The organism is Streptomyces sp. NPDC057617 (assembly GCF_042800555.1).
Lineage (GTDB): Bacteria > Actinomycetota > Actinomycetes > Streptomycetales > Streptomycetaceae > Streptomyces.
On record NZ_JBHVGV010000005.1, the window covers coordinates 259,420 to 275,510 of the forward strand.

Genomic DNA, 16,091 nt, shown 5'->3' on the forward strand with positions numbered 1-16,091 from the left:
GTGCCCGGCCGGTACGGCACCGCTCCCGTGTGACGACGCGGCGCCCCCTCGCCGTACCGGACCGCCGCTTCAGGCGTCTCCGGCCAGCCGCCGGATTGCGGCCATCGGGACCGGAAGCCAGTCGGGGCGGTGCCTCGCCTCGTACAGGACCTCGTAGACCGCCTTGTCCGTCTCGTACGCGCGCAGCAGCTCCGGCTCGGCGCGCGGGTCGGTGCCCGAGGCCAGTGCGTACCCCTCGCAGTACGCGGACCGGCAGCGCGCCGCCCAGTCCGGGCGCCAGGGCTCGTGCGAGCGGGCCGCGTAGTCGAAGGAGCGGAGCATGCCCGCGACATCGCGGACCGGCGGCTGCGGGCGGCGGCGCTCGGCCAGCGGCCGGGCCGGCTCGCCCTCGAAGTCGATGACCGACCAGCGGCCGTCCGGCGACCACAGGGTCTGTCCGAGATGCAGATCCCCGTGCACGCGCTGGGCCGGTCTGCCGCGCCCCGCCTCGTCCAGACCGGCGAGCGCGTCGAACGCGGTGCGCAGCCCCGGAACGTACGGCATGAGCACCGGCACCGCCTGCGCCGCCGCCTCCAGCCGCTCGGCCATCCCCTCCGCGAGCTGCGCGGTCTGCCGCCGCCCCAGGGTGACCGTGGGCAGCGCGGCGGCGAGCGCGGTGTGCACCTCGGCGGTGGCCCGCCCCAGCGCCCGCGCCTCCCTGGTGAAGTCCCGGCCCCTGGCCAGCGCGCCGAGCGCGAGCTGCCAGCCGTCCTGGGAGCCGCGCAGATACGGCTGGAGCACCCCGAGGGTGAGCGAGTCGCCGCTGCCCGACGGATCGGCCGCCTCGAACCAGGCGACCGGCGCGGGCACCCGCTCGCACCCTTCGGCGGCCAGCGCGAGCGGCAGCTCCAGATCGGGGTGGGGCCCGGGGAAGACCCGCCGCAGGATCTTGAGGATGAAGGCGTCCCCGTACACCAGGGACGAGTTCGACTGCTCGGCGTCGAGCAGCCGCCCGGTCAGCCCCGCCGGTACGGTGCCCGCGCGGTCGAAGCGCAGCGGCCCCAGCGCGCCGGGCGCGCGCAGCCGCTCCAGCAGCAGTTCGGCCAGCCGCGGATCATGCAGCCCCTCGTAGACGGTACGGCCGGCCAGCGGACCCTGCGCCGCATGCCCGATCAGCGCGGACGCCAGCGCCGGGGGCAGTGCCTTGCGCACCCCGAGCAGAAGCTGGTAACAGTCGCCGCCCACGGCCGTGCCGCACGCCGTCGAGGACGTGGCACCCGCGGGGGTGGAGGAGGGAATCGCCGGAGGCGGGCCCTGCGCGCTGCGCTGCTCGACCCGTACGAGAAGGTGCAGCAGCCCCGGACCCCCCGCGGTCATCGGCAGCAGCTCGGTGGCCGCCAGCGGAACGAAGCCGGTGACCGGCCGGCCCTTGCCGGCGAACCAGCGCTGGCGGGGCAGCCAGTCATGGAGCAGCGGCGCGAGCGAGCCGACGAGCGCCCTCGCGTCGGCGGGCGACAGCGCGGACGACGCGGCCGGTGAGGCAGCGGGCGAGGCGGTGACGAGGCACGGGGTAGTCCGGGTGGATGCAGCCTTCGACATGGCATCGCGTCCTTTCCCCGGGCACACCACAGGATGCGCAGAGTGTCCCGGATTGCGGCAATGGCTGTCCGGCTGTGCGGGACGTGTCGGGTGAGGATGATCCGTACGGGCTCGATTCTGTCCGTACAGATTCTCGATTCCCTATGGACAAACAGCGTGCCCCGTGCGGGGCGGCGGAAACCGCCTCGCACGGCGTGAACGCGGTGCTGCGAGGAAAGGAGAGGAAAGCAGAGGAAAGGCGTTACGAGGTGACGCCCGGCAGGCCGTCCTTCCGCAGCCGGAACCAGTAGAAGCCATGGCCCGCGAGCGTCAGCAGATAGGGCCACTCCCCGATGGCCGGGAAGCGCACCCCGCCGATCAGTTCCACCGGATGGCGTCCGTTGAACTGCGTCAGGTCCAGCTCCGTGGGCTGTGCGAAGCGTGAGAAGTTGTGGACGCACAGCACCAGATCGTCACCGTTGCCCTGCGGCGAGGGCGCCTCGCGCAGAAAGGCCAGCACCGCCGGGTTCGACGACGGCAGTTCGGTGTACGAACCGAGCCCGAAGGCCGGGTTCTGCTTGCGGATCTCGATCATCCGCCGGGTCCAGTGCAGCAGCGAGGACGGCGAGGCCATCGCCGCCTCCACATTGGTGACCTGGTAGCCGTAGACCGGATCCATGATCGTCGGCAGATAGAGCCGGCCCGGATCGCTGGAGGAGAAGCCCGCGTTCCGGTCGGGGGTCCACTGCATCGGCGTTCTGACCGCGTCCCGGTCGCCCAGCCAGATGTTGTCGCCCATCCCGATCTCGTCCCCGTAGTAGAGGATCGGGGAGCCGGGCAGCGACAGCAGCAGCGCGGTGAACAGCTCGATCTGGTTGCGGTCGTTGTCCAGCAGCGGGGCGAGCCGGCGGCGGATGCCGATGTTGGCGCGCATCCGCGGATCCTTTGCGTACTCCGCGTACATGTAGTCGCGCTCTTCGTCCGTGACCATTTCGAGGGTCAGCTCGTCATGGTTGCGCAGGAAGATGCCCCACTGGCAGTTGGTCGGGATCGCCGGGGTCTTCGCCAGGATTTCCGAGACCGGGTAGCGGGACTCGCGCCGTACGGCCATGAAGATCCGCGGCATCACCGGGAAGTGGAACGCCATATGGCATTCGTCGCCGCCCAGGGTGTAGTCCCCGAAGTAGTCGACGACGTCCTCCGGCCACTGGTTGGCCTCGGCGAGGATCACCGTGTCCGGGTAGTTGGCGTCGATCTCCTTGCGCACCCGCTTGAGGAAGGCGTGGGTGGCCGGGAGGTTCTCGCAGTTGGTGTTCTCCTGCTGGTACAGATACGGCACGGCGTCGAGCCGGAAGCCGTCGATGCCCAGGTCCAGCCAGAACCGCAGCGCGGAGATGATCTCCTCCTGCACCGCCGGGTTCTCGTAGTTGAGATCGGGCTGGTGGGAGAAGAAGCGGTGCCAGTAGTACTGCTTGCGCACCGGATCGAAGGTCCAGTTGGACGTCTCCGTGTCGACGAAGATGATCCGGGCGTCCTGGAACTGCTTGTCGTCGTCGGCCCAGACGTAGTAGTCGCCGTACGGGCCTTCGGGGTCCTTGCGGGACTCCTGGAACCACTCGTGCTGATCGCTCGTGTGGTTCATGACGAAGTCGATGATCACGCGCATTCCGCGCTGGTGCGCGGCGTCGACGAACTCCACGAAGTCGGCCAGATCGCCGAACTCGGGGAGCACCGACGTGTAGTCGGACACGTCGTAGCCGCCGTCGCGCAGGGGCGACTTGAAGAACGGCGGCAGCCAGAGGCAGTCGACCCCGAGCCACTGGAGATAGTCCAGTTTGGCCGTGATGCCCTTGAGGTCTCCGATGCCGTCGCCATTGCTGTCCTGGAACGAACGCACCAGGACCTCGTAGAAGACGGCCCGCTTGAACCAGTCGGGATCGCGGTCCTTGACCGGGGTGTCCTCGAACGTGTCGTGGACGGGCTCATTGACGATCATGATGTGGGTGACCCTCCGATCGGCGGGGACGGTCGCAGCACCACGATGTGCGCGGGTGTGACACCCGGCTCCAGGCGCACATAGTTGGAGCTGCCCCAGTGATAGGTCTCGCCGGTGAGCTCGTCGCGCACCGGAACGGTCTCATGCCGTTCGAGGCCGAGCCGTTCCATGTCCAACGAGACCGTCGCCTCCTGGGTGTGGTGAGGGTCGAGGTTGACGACCACCAGAACGATGTCCGTGCCCGCCCGCTTGCTGTACGCGATGACCGCGTCATTGTCGGCGTGGTGGAAATGGATGTCGCGCAGTTGCTGAAGTGCGGGATGCCGCCGTCTGATCCGGTTGAGCAGGGTGATCAGCGGGGCGATGGTGCGGCCCTCCCGCTCGGCCGCCTCCCAGTCCCTGGGCCTCAGCTCGTACTTCTCGGAGTCAAGGTACTCCTCACTGCCGGGCTTCGCGGGGGTGTTCTCGCAGAGTTCGTACCCCGCGTAGACACCCCACGACGGCGACATGGTCGCGGCGAGCACGGCCCGTACCTCGAAAGCGGGGCGCCCGCCCTGCTGAAGGTAGGCGTGGAGGATGTCAGGCGTGTTGACGAAGAAATTCGGCCGCATGAAGGCGGCTGTCTCGCAGGCCAGCTCGGTCAGGTAGTCGGTCAGCTCCTGCTTGCCGTTGCGCCAGGTGAAGTACGTATACGACTGCTGGAAGCCGACGGCGCCGAGCGTACGCATCATGGCCGGGCGGGTGAACGCCTCGGCCAGGAAGATCACATCGGGGTCGGTGCGGTTGATGTTGGCGATGACCTTCTCCCAGAAGACCACCGGCTTGGTGTGCGGATTGTCCACGCGGAAGATCCGTACGCCGTGGTCCATCCAGTGGCGCAGGACTCGGGTGGTCTCCCTGACCAGACCGCGCAGATCGGTGTCGAAGGCGATCGGGTAGATGTCCTGGTACTTCTTCGGGGGGTTCTCGGCGTACGCGATGGAGCCGTCGGCGCGGTGGTGGAACCACTCGGGGTGCTTGGTGACCCAGGGGTGGTCCGGGGAGCACTGGAGGGCGAAGTCGAGCGCGACCTCCATCCGCAGGGTGCGGGCGGTCTCCACGAAGTGGTCGAAGTCCTCGATGGTGCCCAGATCGGGATGGACGGCGTCATGGCCGCCGGCCGCGGAGCCGATCGCCCAGGGCACCCCGACATCGTCCGGGCCGGGGTCCAGGGAGTTGTTGCGGCCCTTGCGGAAGGTGGTGCCGATGGGATGGATCGGCGGCAGGTACACGACATCGAAACCCATCGCGGCGACCGCGGGCAGCCGTTCGGCGGCCGTACGGAACGTACCGCTGACGGGCGGCTCGCCCTTCTTGACGACCGCGCCCTCGGAGCGCGGGAACAGCTCGTACCACGAGCCGTACAGTGCCCGTCTGCGCTCGACCAGCAGGGGCGCCGGGCGTGAGGCGGTGACCAGCTCGCGCAGCGGATGGCGGGCGAGGGCGGCGTTCGCCGCCGGGGCGAGCGCGGCGGCCAGCCGGTCCGCGGCGGACAGCGACTCGTCGCGCAGGGCGTCGACGGCGGCGAGCACGGCCTCCCGGCCTTCGCGCTTCGGCACTCCGGCCGCTGCCCGTTCGTACAGCTCCGCGCCCTCGGCGAGGACCAGGGCGATGTCGTGCTCGTCGGCGGCCGCGGGGATCTTGATCCGGGCCGCGTGGCGCCAGGTGGTGACCGGGTCGCTCCACGCCTCGACGGTGTAGGTCCAGCGGCCCTCCTCGGTGGGGGTGACCTCGGCGCCCCACCGGTCGGTGCCGGGGGCGAGCTCACGCATGGGGGTCCAGGGGCCCGGGCGGCCACTGGGGTCCATGAGGACGACATTGGCCGCGACGGCGTCATGGCCCTCGCGGAAGACGGTCGCGGTGACCTGGAAGGACTCACCGCTCACCGCCTTCGCGGGGCGTCTGCCGCAGTCGACGAGCGGGAGTACGTCCAGGACGGGAATGCGACCAATCAGCGGTTTCACTGGATCACCTGTGGGCTGTGCGGGCGTGACAGGCAGGGAGGATTGAGCGGGTTGCGTGACTTTACCGGCTGTTGAGTGGCTTTACCGGTTCTTGATGCCTGTGATGTTTGGGATGGTCCGGAGGTTTTGGATGTTCTTTGTAGCTGCTCGGTGGACGACTCGGAGGCTGCGAGCATGGCCGCTCCTGTCCGCGTTCACTCGAATAGCGCTGGAATCGGGTGGAAACGCGCTCGTTTGCCGTACGGGCACCGCGTATGAGCGGTGGAGGGCGCGGTGTGCGCTGTGCGTACCGGAGGAGCCTTCCCCCTCCCCTCGGGTGGGCAATCCGGCGGGCTGTCACCGCTGGGGCGTGGAGCGCCGGGCGTGAATGCGCGAATGCGCCGTGGTTGCGTACGGCGCCGGAGGACTACCGTCGGAGGGACGGCGGACCGCACACCCGTGGTGCGCCCGCCCTGACTCGTAGGTCCCTGCGAAGGTGGAACACGTGAAGGCAATCCGTCGGTTCACCGTCCGCCCCGTCCTGCCCGCACCACTCCAACCGCTCAGCGACCTCGCCCGCAACCTGCGCTGGTCCTGGCACACCGAGACCCGAGAGCTCTTCGAATCCGTCGACCCCGCCGGCTGGCGGGCCGCCGACGGGGACCCCGTGCGGCTGCTCGGATCCGTCTCCGCCGCCCGTCTGGCCGAGCTGGCCGCGGACAGTTCGTTTCTCGGCCGGCTGGCCGACGCCGCGGCCGGTCTCGACACCTATCTGCGCGGCGACCGCTGGTACCAGGAGCGCGACCGGCAGGGCGACGGGCTGCCCGCCGCCGTCGGCTACTTCTCGCCCGAGTTCGGGATCACCGCGGCCCTGCCCCAGTACTCCGGCGGCCTCGGCATCCTCGCCGGCGACCATCTCAAGGCCGCCAGCGATCTCGGCGTACCGCTCATCGGTGTCGGTCTGCTCTACCGGCACGGCTACTTCCGCCAGTCGCTGTCACGGGACGGCTGGCAGCAGGAGCAGTATCCGGTCCTCGACCCCAATGAACTCCCGCTCACCCTGCTGCGCGAGGCGGACGGCACCCCCGCCGAGGTCGCTCTCGCCCTGCCCGGCAGGCGCACCCTGCGGGCCCATGTCTGGCAGGCGCGGGTCGGGCGCGTCCCGCTGCTGATGCTCGACTCGGACGTCGAGGAGAACGGCCCCGGCGAGCGAGAGGTCACCGACCGGCTCTACGGCGGCGGCAGCGAGCACCGCCTCCTCCAGGAGATGCTGCTGGGCATCGGCGGGGTGCGTGCGGTCCGTACGTACTGCAGGCTCACCGGCCACCCCGCGCCGGAGGTCTTCCACACCAACGAGGGCCACGCCGGATTCCTCGGCCTGGAGCGCATCCGCGAACTCGTCGGCGCGGGTCTCGGGTTCGAGGCCGCGCTGGAGACCGTCCGGGCCGGGACGGTCTTCACCACCCACACCCCGGTCCCCGCCGGCATCGACCGGTTCGACCTCGATCTGGTCGCCCGCCACTTCGGGGACGACGGCGAGCTGCCCGGCGTCGCCGCCGAGCGGGTCCTCGGCCTGGGGATGGAGAGCTTCCCGGGCGGCGAGCCGAATCTCTTCAACATGGCCGTGATGGGCCTGCGCCTCGCCCAGCGCGCCAACGGCGTCTCCACCCTGCACGGAGCGGTCAGCCGCGAGATGTTCGCCGGCCTCTGGCCCGGCTTCGACGCGGAGGAGGTGCCCATCATCTCCGTGACCAACGGCGTGCACGCGCCGACCTGGGTCGCACCCGAGATCGCCCGGCTGTCCGGCGGCGGCCCGGACGCCACCCTGTCGCCCGCGGTCCCGGACGCCGACCTGTGGGACGTACGGAGGACCCTGCGCGAGCAGCTCGTCACGGAGGTACGGCAGCGGCTGCGCGCGTCCTGGCTCCAGCGCGGCGCCCAGGCCGCCGAACTGGGCTGGATCGACGGAGTCCTCGACCCGGACATCCTGACCATCGGCTTCGCGCGCCGCGTCCCCTCGTACAAACGGCTCACGCTGATGCTGCGCGACCGCGACCGGCTGACCGATCTGCTGCTCGACCCGGAGCGGCCGGTCCAGATCGTGGTCGCGGGCAAGGCGCACCCCGCGGACGACGGCGGCAAGCGGCTGGTACGGGAGCTGGTGCGGTTCGCCGACGACCCGCGGGTGCGCCACCGCATCGTCTTCCTGCCGGACTACGGCATGGGCATGGCGCGCAAGCTCTACCCGGGCTGCGACGTCTGGCTGAACAATCCGCTGCGCCCGCTGGAGGCGTGCGGCACCAGCGGGATGAAGGCCGCGCTCAACGGCTGCCTCAATCTGTCGGTGCTGGACGGCTGGTGGGACGAGTGGTTCGAGCCGGACTTCGGCTGGGCCATCCCCACCGCGGACGCCGCCACCGACGAGAACCGCAGGGACGAGCTGGAGGCGAACGCCCTCTACGCGCTGATCGAGGACCGGGTCGCGCCGCGCTTCTACGACCGGGGCGACCACGGCGCTGCCGGGCTGCCGGAGCGCTGGATCGAGATGGTCCGCAGCACCCTGGTCAACCTGGGGCCGAAGGTGCTCGCGGGGCGGATGGTGCGCGAGTACGTGGAGCGGCTGTACGAGCCCGCCGCCCACGCCCACCGCGCGATGGACGCGGCGACCGCCGCGGAGCTGGCGTCCTGGAAGTACCGCACGCGCACGCTCTGGCCCTATGTGGCGGTGGACCATGTGGAGGCTGTCGCGGCGACGGCCTCCGGAGGCGCGGCCGAGCTGGGCTCCACGCTCTCCCTGCGGGTCCGGGCCGCGCTGGGCGAACTGCGCCCGGACGATGTGGAGGTGCAGGCCGTCGCGGGCCGGGTCGGCTCCGACGACACACTCGTGGACGCGCGGACCTACCCGCTCAAGCCGGCCGAGGGGCCCGACGCGCAGGGGCGCTGGGTGTACGAGGGGCCGCTCGTCCTGGACCGTACCGGCCCGTACGGCTACACGGTCCGGGTGCTGCCGTCCCATCCGCTGCTCGCCACCAGCGCGGACCTGGGGCTGGTCGCGCTGCCCACGGAGGCTACGGGCGAGGGCGCGGGGGTCCTGCTGCGGTGACGGCGGCGGGCGGGAGACGGGGGTGCGGCGGCCCAGGTCATTGGTCCAGACCTTGACGTGTCCATGTGATGGTTCTACCTTCCTGACTCAATGACAGGTTCACAGCTCCACTCGACGTTCATATGAGTGAATCGAGTTGAGGGCCGACCCCTTGACCGGAAGGCACCCCCACATGCGCCCCGGATCCATCCCCAGACTGCCCCGATTCCTCGGGCTCTCCGCCGCTCTCGCCGGTGTCCTGGCCGCGGCCTTCATGGCTCCCGCCTCCGCCTCCGCGGAGAAGGCGCCGAAGCCGGCCCCGGCTGTCGCCGCCGCGCCCGCCGTCGCCGCCGCTCCGGCGAGCTTCACCCACCCCGGTGTGAACCTCAGCACCGCCCAGCTCGACTTCGTACGGGGCAAGGTGCAGGCCGGGGCGCAGCCCTGGAAGGCCGCGTACGACCAGATGCTGGCGAGCAAGTACGCCTCGCTCTCCCGTACGCCCAAGCCCCGCGCGGTCGTCGAGTGCGGCTCGTACTCCAACCCCAACAACGGCTGCACGGACGAGCGCGAGGACGCGATCGCCGCGTACACCACCGCGCTGGCCTGGTACATCAACCGCGACGACCGGTACGCGCAGAAGTCCATCCAGCTCATGGACGCGTGGTCCAACTCCATCCAGGACCACACCAACAGCAACGCCCCGCTCCAGACCGGATGGGCGGGCTCGTCCTGGCCCAAGGCCGCCGAGATCATCAAGCACGTCTACGGCAACTGGCCCAACTCCGGCCGTTTCTCCACCATGCTGCGCAATGTCTATCTGCCCGAGATCATCAACGGCTCCAACTCCAACGGCAACTGGGAGCTGACGATGATGGAGGCGGCGGTCAGCATCTCCGTCTTCCTCGACGACAAGGCGAGCTGGGACAAGGCGATCGGCAAGTACCTGGTCCGGGTGCCCGCGTACATCTATCTGGCGTCCGACGGCGATCTGCCCAAGACCGTTCCGAGCCAGAACCTGAACACCCGCGACAAGATCATCAGTTACTGGCAGGGCCAGGGCACCTTCATGACCGGCCTCACCCAGGAGACCTGCCGCGACTTCGTGCACACCGGCTACGGCATCTCGTCCGTCTCGCATGTCTACGAGACCGCGCGGATCCAGGGCCAGGACCTCTTCCCGCAGGTCGGCGAGCGGCTGCGGCAGGCGCTGGGCTTCCAGTCCAAGTACGAGGTGCAGGCCGAGCCCGTACCGTCGAACCTGTGCGGCGGCAGCGTGCAGCGCGGCCTCGGCCCGATCACCGAGGTCGGCTTCAACGCCCTCAACACCCGGCTGGGATACGCGATGACGAACACGCAGCGCCTCACCGAGCAGCAGCGGCCGTCGGGCACGAACAACCTGTTCGTGGCCTGGGAGACACTGACGAACGCGGGCAACCCGAACTAGCGGAGAAGCCTTATCAGTTGGTGGCCCCAGGGGCGCGCCGTCCAGTGAGCCGGGCCACTGGGCGGCGCGCCGCCGCGTCGGCGGCCCTTCAGCGGTGTTCGGCCAGGGTGCCGGGGTCCGTGTTGGCGCCGCAGAGGACGACGCAGACCTTTTCGCCGGGGGCCGGGCGGTAGCCGCCGCCCGGGGTGGTGAGGGCGGCCAGGGCGGTGGCGGCGCCGTGTTCCACCGGGATGCGGTGGGCGGTCCACAGGGCGTGGCGGGCGCGGGAGATCTCGGGGTCGGGGACCAGGACCGAGCGGACATCGGTCTGCTGGGCGGCGGCGAGGGCGAGCGGGGTGGCGCGCGAGGCGCCCAGCGAGTCCGAGGCGATCGAGTCGACCGGGACGTCGACGACCGTACCGGCCTCGATCGCGGCGTTCAGGGCCCGGCAGTTCTCCGGTTCCGCCGCCACGACCCGTACGCCATGATGCCCGGCCGCCGTGGCGACCCCCGCGAACAGGCCTCCGCCGCCGACCGCGACCACCACCGTGTCGAGGCCGGGGAGCTGCCGGTGGATCTCCTCCAGCAGGGTGCCCGCCCCGGCGGCGATCAGCGGGTGGTCGTACGCGTGCGAGGCCAGCGCTCCGCTCTCCGCGGCGAACTCCTCGCAGGCGGCGAGGGCTTCGGCGTACCGGGTGCCGACGAGCCGTACCTCCGCGCCGTACGACCGGAGCCTGGCGATCTTCACCGGCGGGGCGTTCTCGGGCAGGAACACCGTGGCGGGTACGGACTGGGCGCGGGCGGCCCAGGCGCAGGCGAGGCCCGCGTTGCCGCCCGAGGCGATGGTCACGCCGGTGCCGGGCAGGGTGCCGGCGGCGCGGTGGGCCCGGAGGAAGTTCTGCGCGCCCCGCGCCTTGAAACTCCCGGTGTGCTGGAGGAACTCCAGCGCCAGCCAGACCTCCGCGGACCCGTCGGCCGGACCGGTGGCGCCGGGATCGGCCGGCGCGAGGACCACCGGGCGCACGCGGCCCGCGATACGGTCCCCGGCCTGCTTGACATCGTCGTACGTGAGCCGGTTCGTGCCCGCTTCTCCCGGCCGGACCTGCTGGTTCATTTCCATGGACCGCATCACAGCAGAACCGCCCGGGGTGTCGGAACACCCCGGGCGGTTCCCGGTTCAGCCACGATCAGGCGGTCTCACCGCCCGGTCCGGAAGCTCAGAAGGTGAGCTTCCAGCTGTTGATACGGCCGACGTCCGCCGACGCGACATCCTGGACCTGAAGGCGCCAGGAGCCGTTGGCCACCTCGGACGAGGCGTTCACGTAGTACGACTCGACGACGTTGTCGGCCGAGTCGCTGCCGACCGCGTCCTTGAGGCGGTACGAGGTGCCGTCCGGGGCGAGCAGGTTGATGACGAGGTCACCGCGCCAGGTGTGCGTGATGTTCACGTCGACCTGGAGCGACGTCGGGGCGTTGCCCGTGACACCGGTGACGTTGATCGCGGAGGTCACCGCGGCGCCGGCGTCCGGGATGGCGACCTGAGTGGTGCTCTCGAACGACTGGCCCGTGCCGCCGCCACCGGGGCGGGGACCGACCGCGATGCCGGCCCAGGCGTTCTGGACGGCCGTGTACTCGGCGCTGGTGGCGCCGTACAGCTCAGCGGTGGCCGCGAGGGTGCCGGTGCGGGCAGCCGCGTAGTTGGTCGAGGAGGTGAACTTGGTGGAGAGCGCCCGGAACCAGATCTTCTCGGCCTTGGCGATGCCGATGCCGGTCACCGGCAGACCGTCCGAGGTCGGGGAGTTGTAGGAGACGCCGTTGACGACCTTGGCGCCGCTGCCCTCGGAGAGCAGGTAGAAGAAGTGGTTCGCCGGGCCCGAGGAGTAGTGGACGTCCACGCCGCCGATACCGGAGTACCAGTAGTCCTTGGACGCGCCGTCCTTGCTCGGCTTGTCCATGTAGCGCAGCGGGGTGCCGTTGCCGTTGATGTCGATCTTCTCGCCGACCAGGTAGTCACCCGGGTCCTGCGGGCTGTTGGCGTAGAACTCGACCGCCGCGGCGAAGATGTCGGAGGTGGCCTCGTTCAGACCGCCGGACTCACCGCTGTAGATCAGGCCGGCCGTGGCGGCCGTGACACCGTGCGACATCTCGTGCGCGGCGACGTCGATCGACGTCAGCGGCTTGAGGTCGCCCGCACCGTCGCCGTACGTCATGCAGAAGCAGCTGTCCTGCCAGAAGGCGTTGATGTACGCGTTGCCGTAGTGCACCCGGGAGGACGCGCCGACACCGTCACCGCGGATACCGCTGCGGCCGTGCACGTTCTTGAAGTAGTCCCAGGTCTCCGCCGCACCGTAGTGGGCGTCCGCGGCCGCGGTCTCCGTGTTGGAGGGAGAGCCGTTGCCCCAGACGTCGTCCGGGCCGGTGTAGAGCGCGCCGGTGTCCGCGTTGGACGTCTTGTGGTTGCCGCGGCCGGTGTCGGTCAGGCTGTACGTCGACCCCGAAAGCTGGGTGCCGAGCGTGACCTGGCCGCTGTACTGCGTGTTGCCCACACCGTTCTTGACGGCCTGCCACTCGTACAGCTTCTTGCCGGTGGCGGCGTCGGTCACGACGTGCAGCTCGTTCGGAGTGCCGTCGTGCTGGAGCCCGCCGACGACCGTCTCGTACGCGAGGACCGGCGCGCCCTGCGCCATCCAGACCACCTTGCGCGGCGCGCGGTCGGCCTCGGCCTGCTTCGAGCCCTCCGCGGCGGCGGCGCTCAGAGCCTGCTTCTCGGCGACGGCCGGGGCGACGTCCGCGGCGGTGGCGATGTTCTTGAGAGCGGCCGAGGAGTTCTTGGTGACGGACTCGGTCGCGCCCGCCTTCTCGGCCACGACGAGGTCGCCGCCGAGGACCGGGAGGCCCTGGTAGGTGCGCTCGTAGCGGGTGTGCGTGGTGCCGTCCACGTCCTGGACGACATCACGGACGACGAGCTTCTCCTGCGCGCCGAGGCCGAGGTCCTTGGCGGTGTCCGCCTTGGACGCGTCGGCCGCCTTGATCAGCGCGGTGCGCTGCGCGGGGGAGAGGGCGCGCTGCTGCGCACCGGGGTCGGCCTTGCCGGCCACCGGTGCGGCGGGTGCGCTTTCGGGCTGGGCGGTGGCGGTGCCGGCCTGCAGGCCTACGGACAGCAGGGCCGCTGCGGCTATCAGAGCGCCGGTCGCGGTGGCGCGGCGGCTGGGCGTGGATCTCACGCGAACTCCTTCTGCGAGGGGGGTACCGGGCCGCTCGTTGGGCAGCCCGGACAGAGCAAGCGGAGCAAGGTGGTGCGGAGAACGGGGGAAGAGTGACAGCCGTGACCGCTTACTGTCAGGAGCGCGTCAACAAGTTGGCCGGAAATCGTTCGCTGCCCGACAGACCCTGTTCGTTAAGCGGACGTTTCGTCGATCATCGTGGCGATGCCGCCGAGGGTTCGCACTGTGCCAACAGCGGTCCGCCGCAGCCCGATTCGAGGTCTGCGGCGGCGCTGTGCGCGAGATTGCCAATTGTGAACGCGATGTTGAGCGGGCCATGGCGGTCCGCTGACGGGATCACTTCGTAACGTGGCCGAATTTTTGCCGCCTGTTTGAGGGCTGATGCGCCGTCCCGCGTACGGGAACGAGCGGCGGCGGAGCGGCGCTCGCCGTCACCGGCTCGCGCGACCACCGGCCCGCGATCACCGCGCACACCATCAACTGGAGCTGATGGAACAGCATCAGCGGCAGGATCACCAGCCCCGCCGAGGACCCGAACAGCACCGCCGCCATCGGCAGCCCTGTCGCCAGGCTCTTGTTGGAGCCGCAGAAGACGATGGTGATCCGGTCCTCCCGGCCGAACCCCAGCTTCCGCGCGGCGAACGAGGTCGTCGCCAGGGCGACCGCCAGCAGGCTCGCCGCCAGCACCAGCAGGGCGAGCAGCCGGACCGGTGTCATCTGCCGCCAGATGCCCTCCTCCATGCCCTTGCTGAACGCCGTGTAGACCACGAGCAGGATGGAGAACCGGTCCAGCAGACCGATGCGCTTCTTGTGCCGCCCGATGAAGCCGCCGATCCACCGGCGCAGCAACTGCCCGGCGAGGAACGGCAGGAGCAGCTCGGTGACGATCGCGAGCAGACCGTGGAGCGAGAAGCTCACGCTCGAACCGATCAGCCAGGCCGCGAGCAGCGGGGTGGCGACCATCCCGGCCAGGCTTGAGTACGTTCCGGCGCAGATGGCCGCCGGCACATTGCCCCGCGCGGTGGAGGTAAGCGCGATCGACGACTGGACCGTCGAGGGGACGACGCAGAGGAAGAGCAGCCCCGCGTAGAGCTGCTCGCTGAGCAGGTACGGTACGAGGCTGCCGACGGCGAGACCGAGCACCGGGAAGAGCACGAAGGTGCTCGCCCCCACCACGAGATGCAGCTTCCACTGCCGCAGCCCGTCCAGCGCCTCCCGGGTGGAGAGCCGCGCCCCGTACAGGAAGAAGAGCAGGCCGATGGCGGCATCGGCGCCGCTGCCGACGACCGTTGCCGCCCGGCCCGTCGCGGGCAGCAGGGCCGCCAGGACCACCGTGCCGAGGAGGGCGACGACATAGAGGTCGACCGCCCTCCTCAAACGGCCTGGCCAGGACTTCAGCCAGGTCATGGACGCCACGTCACTCACCGCTTTCGCCTTGCCACGGGGGATGGCCGATCTCGCCGATCCAGTGGCCCGAGGAGGCGGGCCGCGGCTCGGACGCGGGTTCCTGCGCGGGGGCCGGGGCCGGTTTCGGCGGGGCCCCGGCGCCCGAGCCGTCCCCCGTGTGTACGTCGATGGCGCCGCCGCCCCCGTCGTGGTCGCTGCCCGCCGTCCCCCGGCTGAGGAGCAGCGTGTTGAGCGTCCGGTCGATCTCCAGCCACGAGTCCGCGAAGGAGTTGTCGATCACGATAAGGCCGACGCTCCGGTTGCCCTGGGGCGGCTCCGGCGAATCGTCCTCGTCGTCGTCCTGGGGGGCTGTCACGGGCGTGGGCGGAGTCGCGGCGGACGCCGCGCCGCCCAGCACACCCGCCGCCGCGGCCACGGCGACGCCCGCCGTGGCCGCCCCTCTCGCGAGGGGTCCTGCTTTCCGCTGCCGGTGCCGGCCGGAACCGGACCGGAAGAGTTTTACGGACATCGGACGACGCGCGCTCAGACCGAAAGCGGCTGAGGGATCCGGTGATGCCTGCTGATGTTCTTCTCCAGCAGTTCCGTGGAGCCCTTGACCCCGATGGATCCGGTCTCCGCGGTGTCCGGGAGCCGCCCGTCGGCCATTTTCAGATCGGCCAGCGCTCCGTCGATCGCGCCATGCGCGGCGAAAAGGCACGGAGTGCTGTAGATGGCGACATCGACGCCGAGTTCCGTGAGTTCCGAGAGGGAGAGCCGCGGCGATTTCCCGCCCGCGATCTGGTTGAAGAGAAGCGGTGTGTCGCCGACGACCGAGCGGATCTTACGAATCCACTCCACACTGCGCACCCCGTCGACGAGAACGACATCCGCGCCGGACTTCGCGAGCGCCTCGGCCCGGCGGATGATCTCCCCTTCCTCCGTGGCGTCCGTACGGGCCACCACGAGCAGATCCTCCCTGCTGCGCAGCACCAGATCGAGCTTCGCCAGATACTCCTCCAGCGGCAGGATCAGCTTGCCGTCCGCGTGCCCGCACCTGCGAGGACGCTTCTGGTCCTCCAGGATCACCCCGGACGCCCCGCCGCGCTCCAGCCGCTGCACCACATGGCAGGCCACCTCCGGATCCACATAGCCGTCGTCGATGTCCACGAGCAGATGGTGCTGCGGGAAGGCCAGCCGGAGCCGCTCCACGAAGGCCACCATGTCGGGCCAGGCGATGAAACCGATGTCGGGCAGCCCGTAATGCGAGGCGGCGAAACCGAAGCCGGAGACGAAGAATCCGTTGTAGTGCTGGGCCGCGATCGATGCCGAGTACATGTCATAGATACCGATGAGAGGCGTGGTGCGCTCCGACGCGACAGCTTCTCGCAGGGTATTGCCGTAGCTCATGGTTCTCCCTCAATTCAGAACCCGCCCGGTCACG

Annotated in this window: 10 protein-coding genes; 2 read left to right on the forward strand and 8 right to left on the reverse strand. The window is 70.2% G+C overall.

Translation table 11 applies throughout. The features are described from left to right. Window positions 1–69 precede the first annotated feature (69 nt). The 3 genes from ACFU9P_RS15095 to ACFU9P_RS15105 all read right to left on the reverse strand — a co-directional run bounded on the left by ACFU9P_RS15095 (window position 70) and on the right by ACFU9P_RS15105 (window position 5,547). Window positions 70–1,578: a phosphotransferase gene (locus ACFU9P_RS15095; RefSeq protein WP_384080538.1), complete on the reverse strand. Its 1,509-nt coding sequence runs from the start codon at window positions 1,576–1,578 to the stop codon at window positions 70–72. A 241-nt stretch (window positions 1,579–1,819) separates the two neighbouring features. Next, the gene (gene treS, locus ACFU9P_RS15100; protein ID WP_376371684.1) at window positions 1,820–3,553 is read right to left on the reverse strand and encodes a maltose alpha-D-glucosyltransferase; all 1,734 of its coding nucleotides are present in this window, start codon (window positions 3,551–3,553) and stop codon (window positions 1,820–1,822) included. Beyond that, a complete protein-coding gene (locus tag ACFU9P_RS15105; RefSeq protein ID WP_384081014.1) occupies window positions 3,550–5,547 on the reverse strand; it encodes an alpha-1,4-glucan--maltose-1-phosphate maltosyltransferase in 1,998 nt (665 codons plus the stop codon). Before ACFU9P_RS15105 ends, treS begins: the two co-directional genes overlap by 4 nt. Window positions 5,548–6,040: 493 nt before the next feature. On the opposite strand from ACFU9P_RS15105, the gene glgP reads away from it, so the two are divergent. Next, window positions 6,041–8,638 carry an alpha-glucan family phosphorylase gene (glgP, locus tag ACFU9P_RS15110; RefSeq protein ID WP_384080542.1) on the forward strand — a complete coding sequence of 866 codons (2,598 nt, stop codon included), beginning with the start codon at window positions 6,041–6,043 and terminating at the stop codon, window positions 8,636–8,638. 172 nt (window positions 8,639–8,810) lie between these two features. Continuing rightward, on the forward strand, window positions 8,811–10,061 hold the full coding sequence (locus ACFU9P_RS15115) for an alginate lyase family protein (protein WP_384080545.1): 1,251 nt from the start codon (window positions 8,811–8,813) through the stop codon (window positions 10,059–10,061). 88 nt (window positions 10,062–10,149) lie between these two features. Here the strand turns inward: ACFU9P_RS15115 and ACFU9P_RS15120 are convergent, their stop codons facing one another. From ACFU9P_RS15120 to ACFU9P_RS15140, 5 genes are all read right to left on the reverse strand, one after another. Continuing rightward, the gene (locus ACFU9P_RS15120) at window positions 10,150–11,160 is read right to left on the reverse strand and encodes a threonine/serine dehydratase (protein ID WP_384080548.1); all 1,011 of its coding nucleotides are present in this window, start codon (window positions 11,158–11,160) and stop codon (window positions 10,150–10,152) included. A 97-nt stretch (window positions 11,161–11,257) separates the two neighbouring features. After that, on the reverse strand, window positions 11,258–13,264 hold the full coding sequence (locus ACFU9P_RS15125; RefSeq protein WP_384080551.1) for a M4 family metallopeptidase: 2,007 nt from the start codon (window positions 13,262–13,264) through the stop codon (window positions 11,258–11,260). A 336-nt stretch (window positions 13,265–13,600) separates the two neighbouring features. Further along, window positions 13,601–14,671, reverse strand: a complete 1,071-nt coding sequence (locus ACFU9P_RS15130) for a bile acid:sodium symporter family protein (RefSeq protein WP_384081017.1) — start codon at window positions 14,669–14,671, stop codon at window positions 13,601–13,603. A gap of 10 nt (window positions 14,672–14,681) precedes the next feature. Further along, window positions 14,682–15,179 (reverse strand): hypothetical protein, encoded by a 498-nt coding sequence (locus ACFU9P_RS15135; protein WP_384080554.1) that lies wholly within the window; start codon window positions 15,177–15,179, stop codon window positions 14,682–14,684. Between the two features lie 14 nt (window positions 15,180–15,193). After that, the gene (locus tag ACFU9P_RS15140; protein ID WP_376371669.1) at window positions 15,194–16,057 is read right to left on the reverse strand and encodes an oxaloacetate decarboxylase; all 864 of its coding nucleotides are present in this window, start codon (window positions 16,055–16,057) and stop codon (window positions 15,194–15,196) included. Window positions 16,058–16,091: the final 34 nt, after the last annotated feature.

Coding starts and splice junctions, on each gene's coding strand:
- ACFU9P_RS15095 (WP_384080538.1), bottom strand. CDS start 1,578: ATGTCGAAGGCTGCATCCACCCGGACTACCCCGTGCCTCGTCACCGCC.
- treS (WP_376371684.1), bottom strand. CDS start 3,553: ATGATCGTCAATGAGCCCGTCCACGACACGTTCGAGGACACCCCGGTC.
- ACFU9P_RS15115 (WP_384080545.1), top strand. CDS start 8,811: ATGCGCCCCGGATCCATCCCCAGACTGCCCCGATTCCTCGGGCTCTCC.
- ACFU9P_RS15120 (WP_384080548.1), bottom strand. CDS start 11,160: ATGGAAATGAACCAGCAGGTCCGGCCGGGAGAAGCGGGCACGAACCGG.
- ACFU9P_RS15130 (WP_384081017.1), bottom strand. CDS start 14,671: ATGACCTGGCTGAAGTCCTGGCCAGGCCGTTTGAGGAGGGCGGTCGAC.
- ACFU9P_RS15135 (WP_384080554.1), bottom strand. CDS start 15,179: ATGTCCGTAAAACTCTTCCGGTCCGGTTCCGGCCGGCACCGGCAGCGG.
- ACFU9P_RS15140 (WP_376371669.1), bottom strand. CDS start 16,057: ATGAGCTACGGCAATACCCTGCGAGAAGCTGTCGCGTCGGAGCGCACC.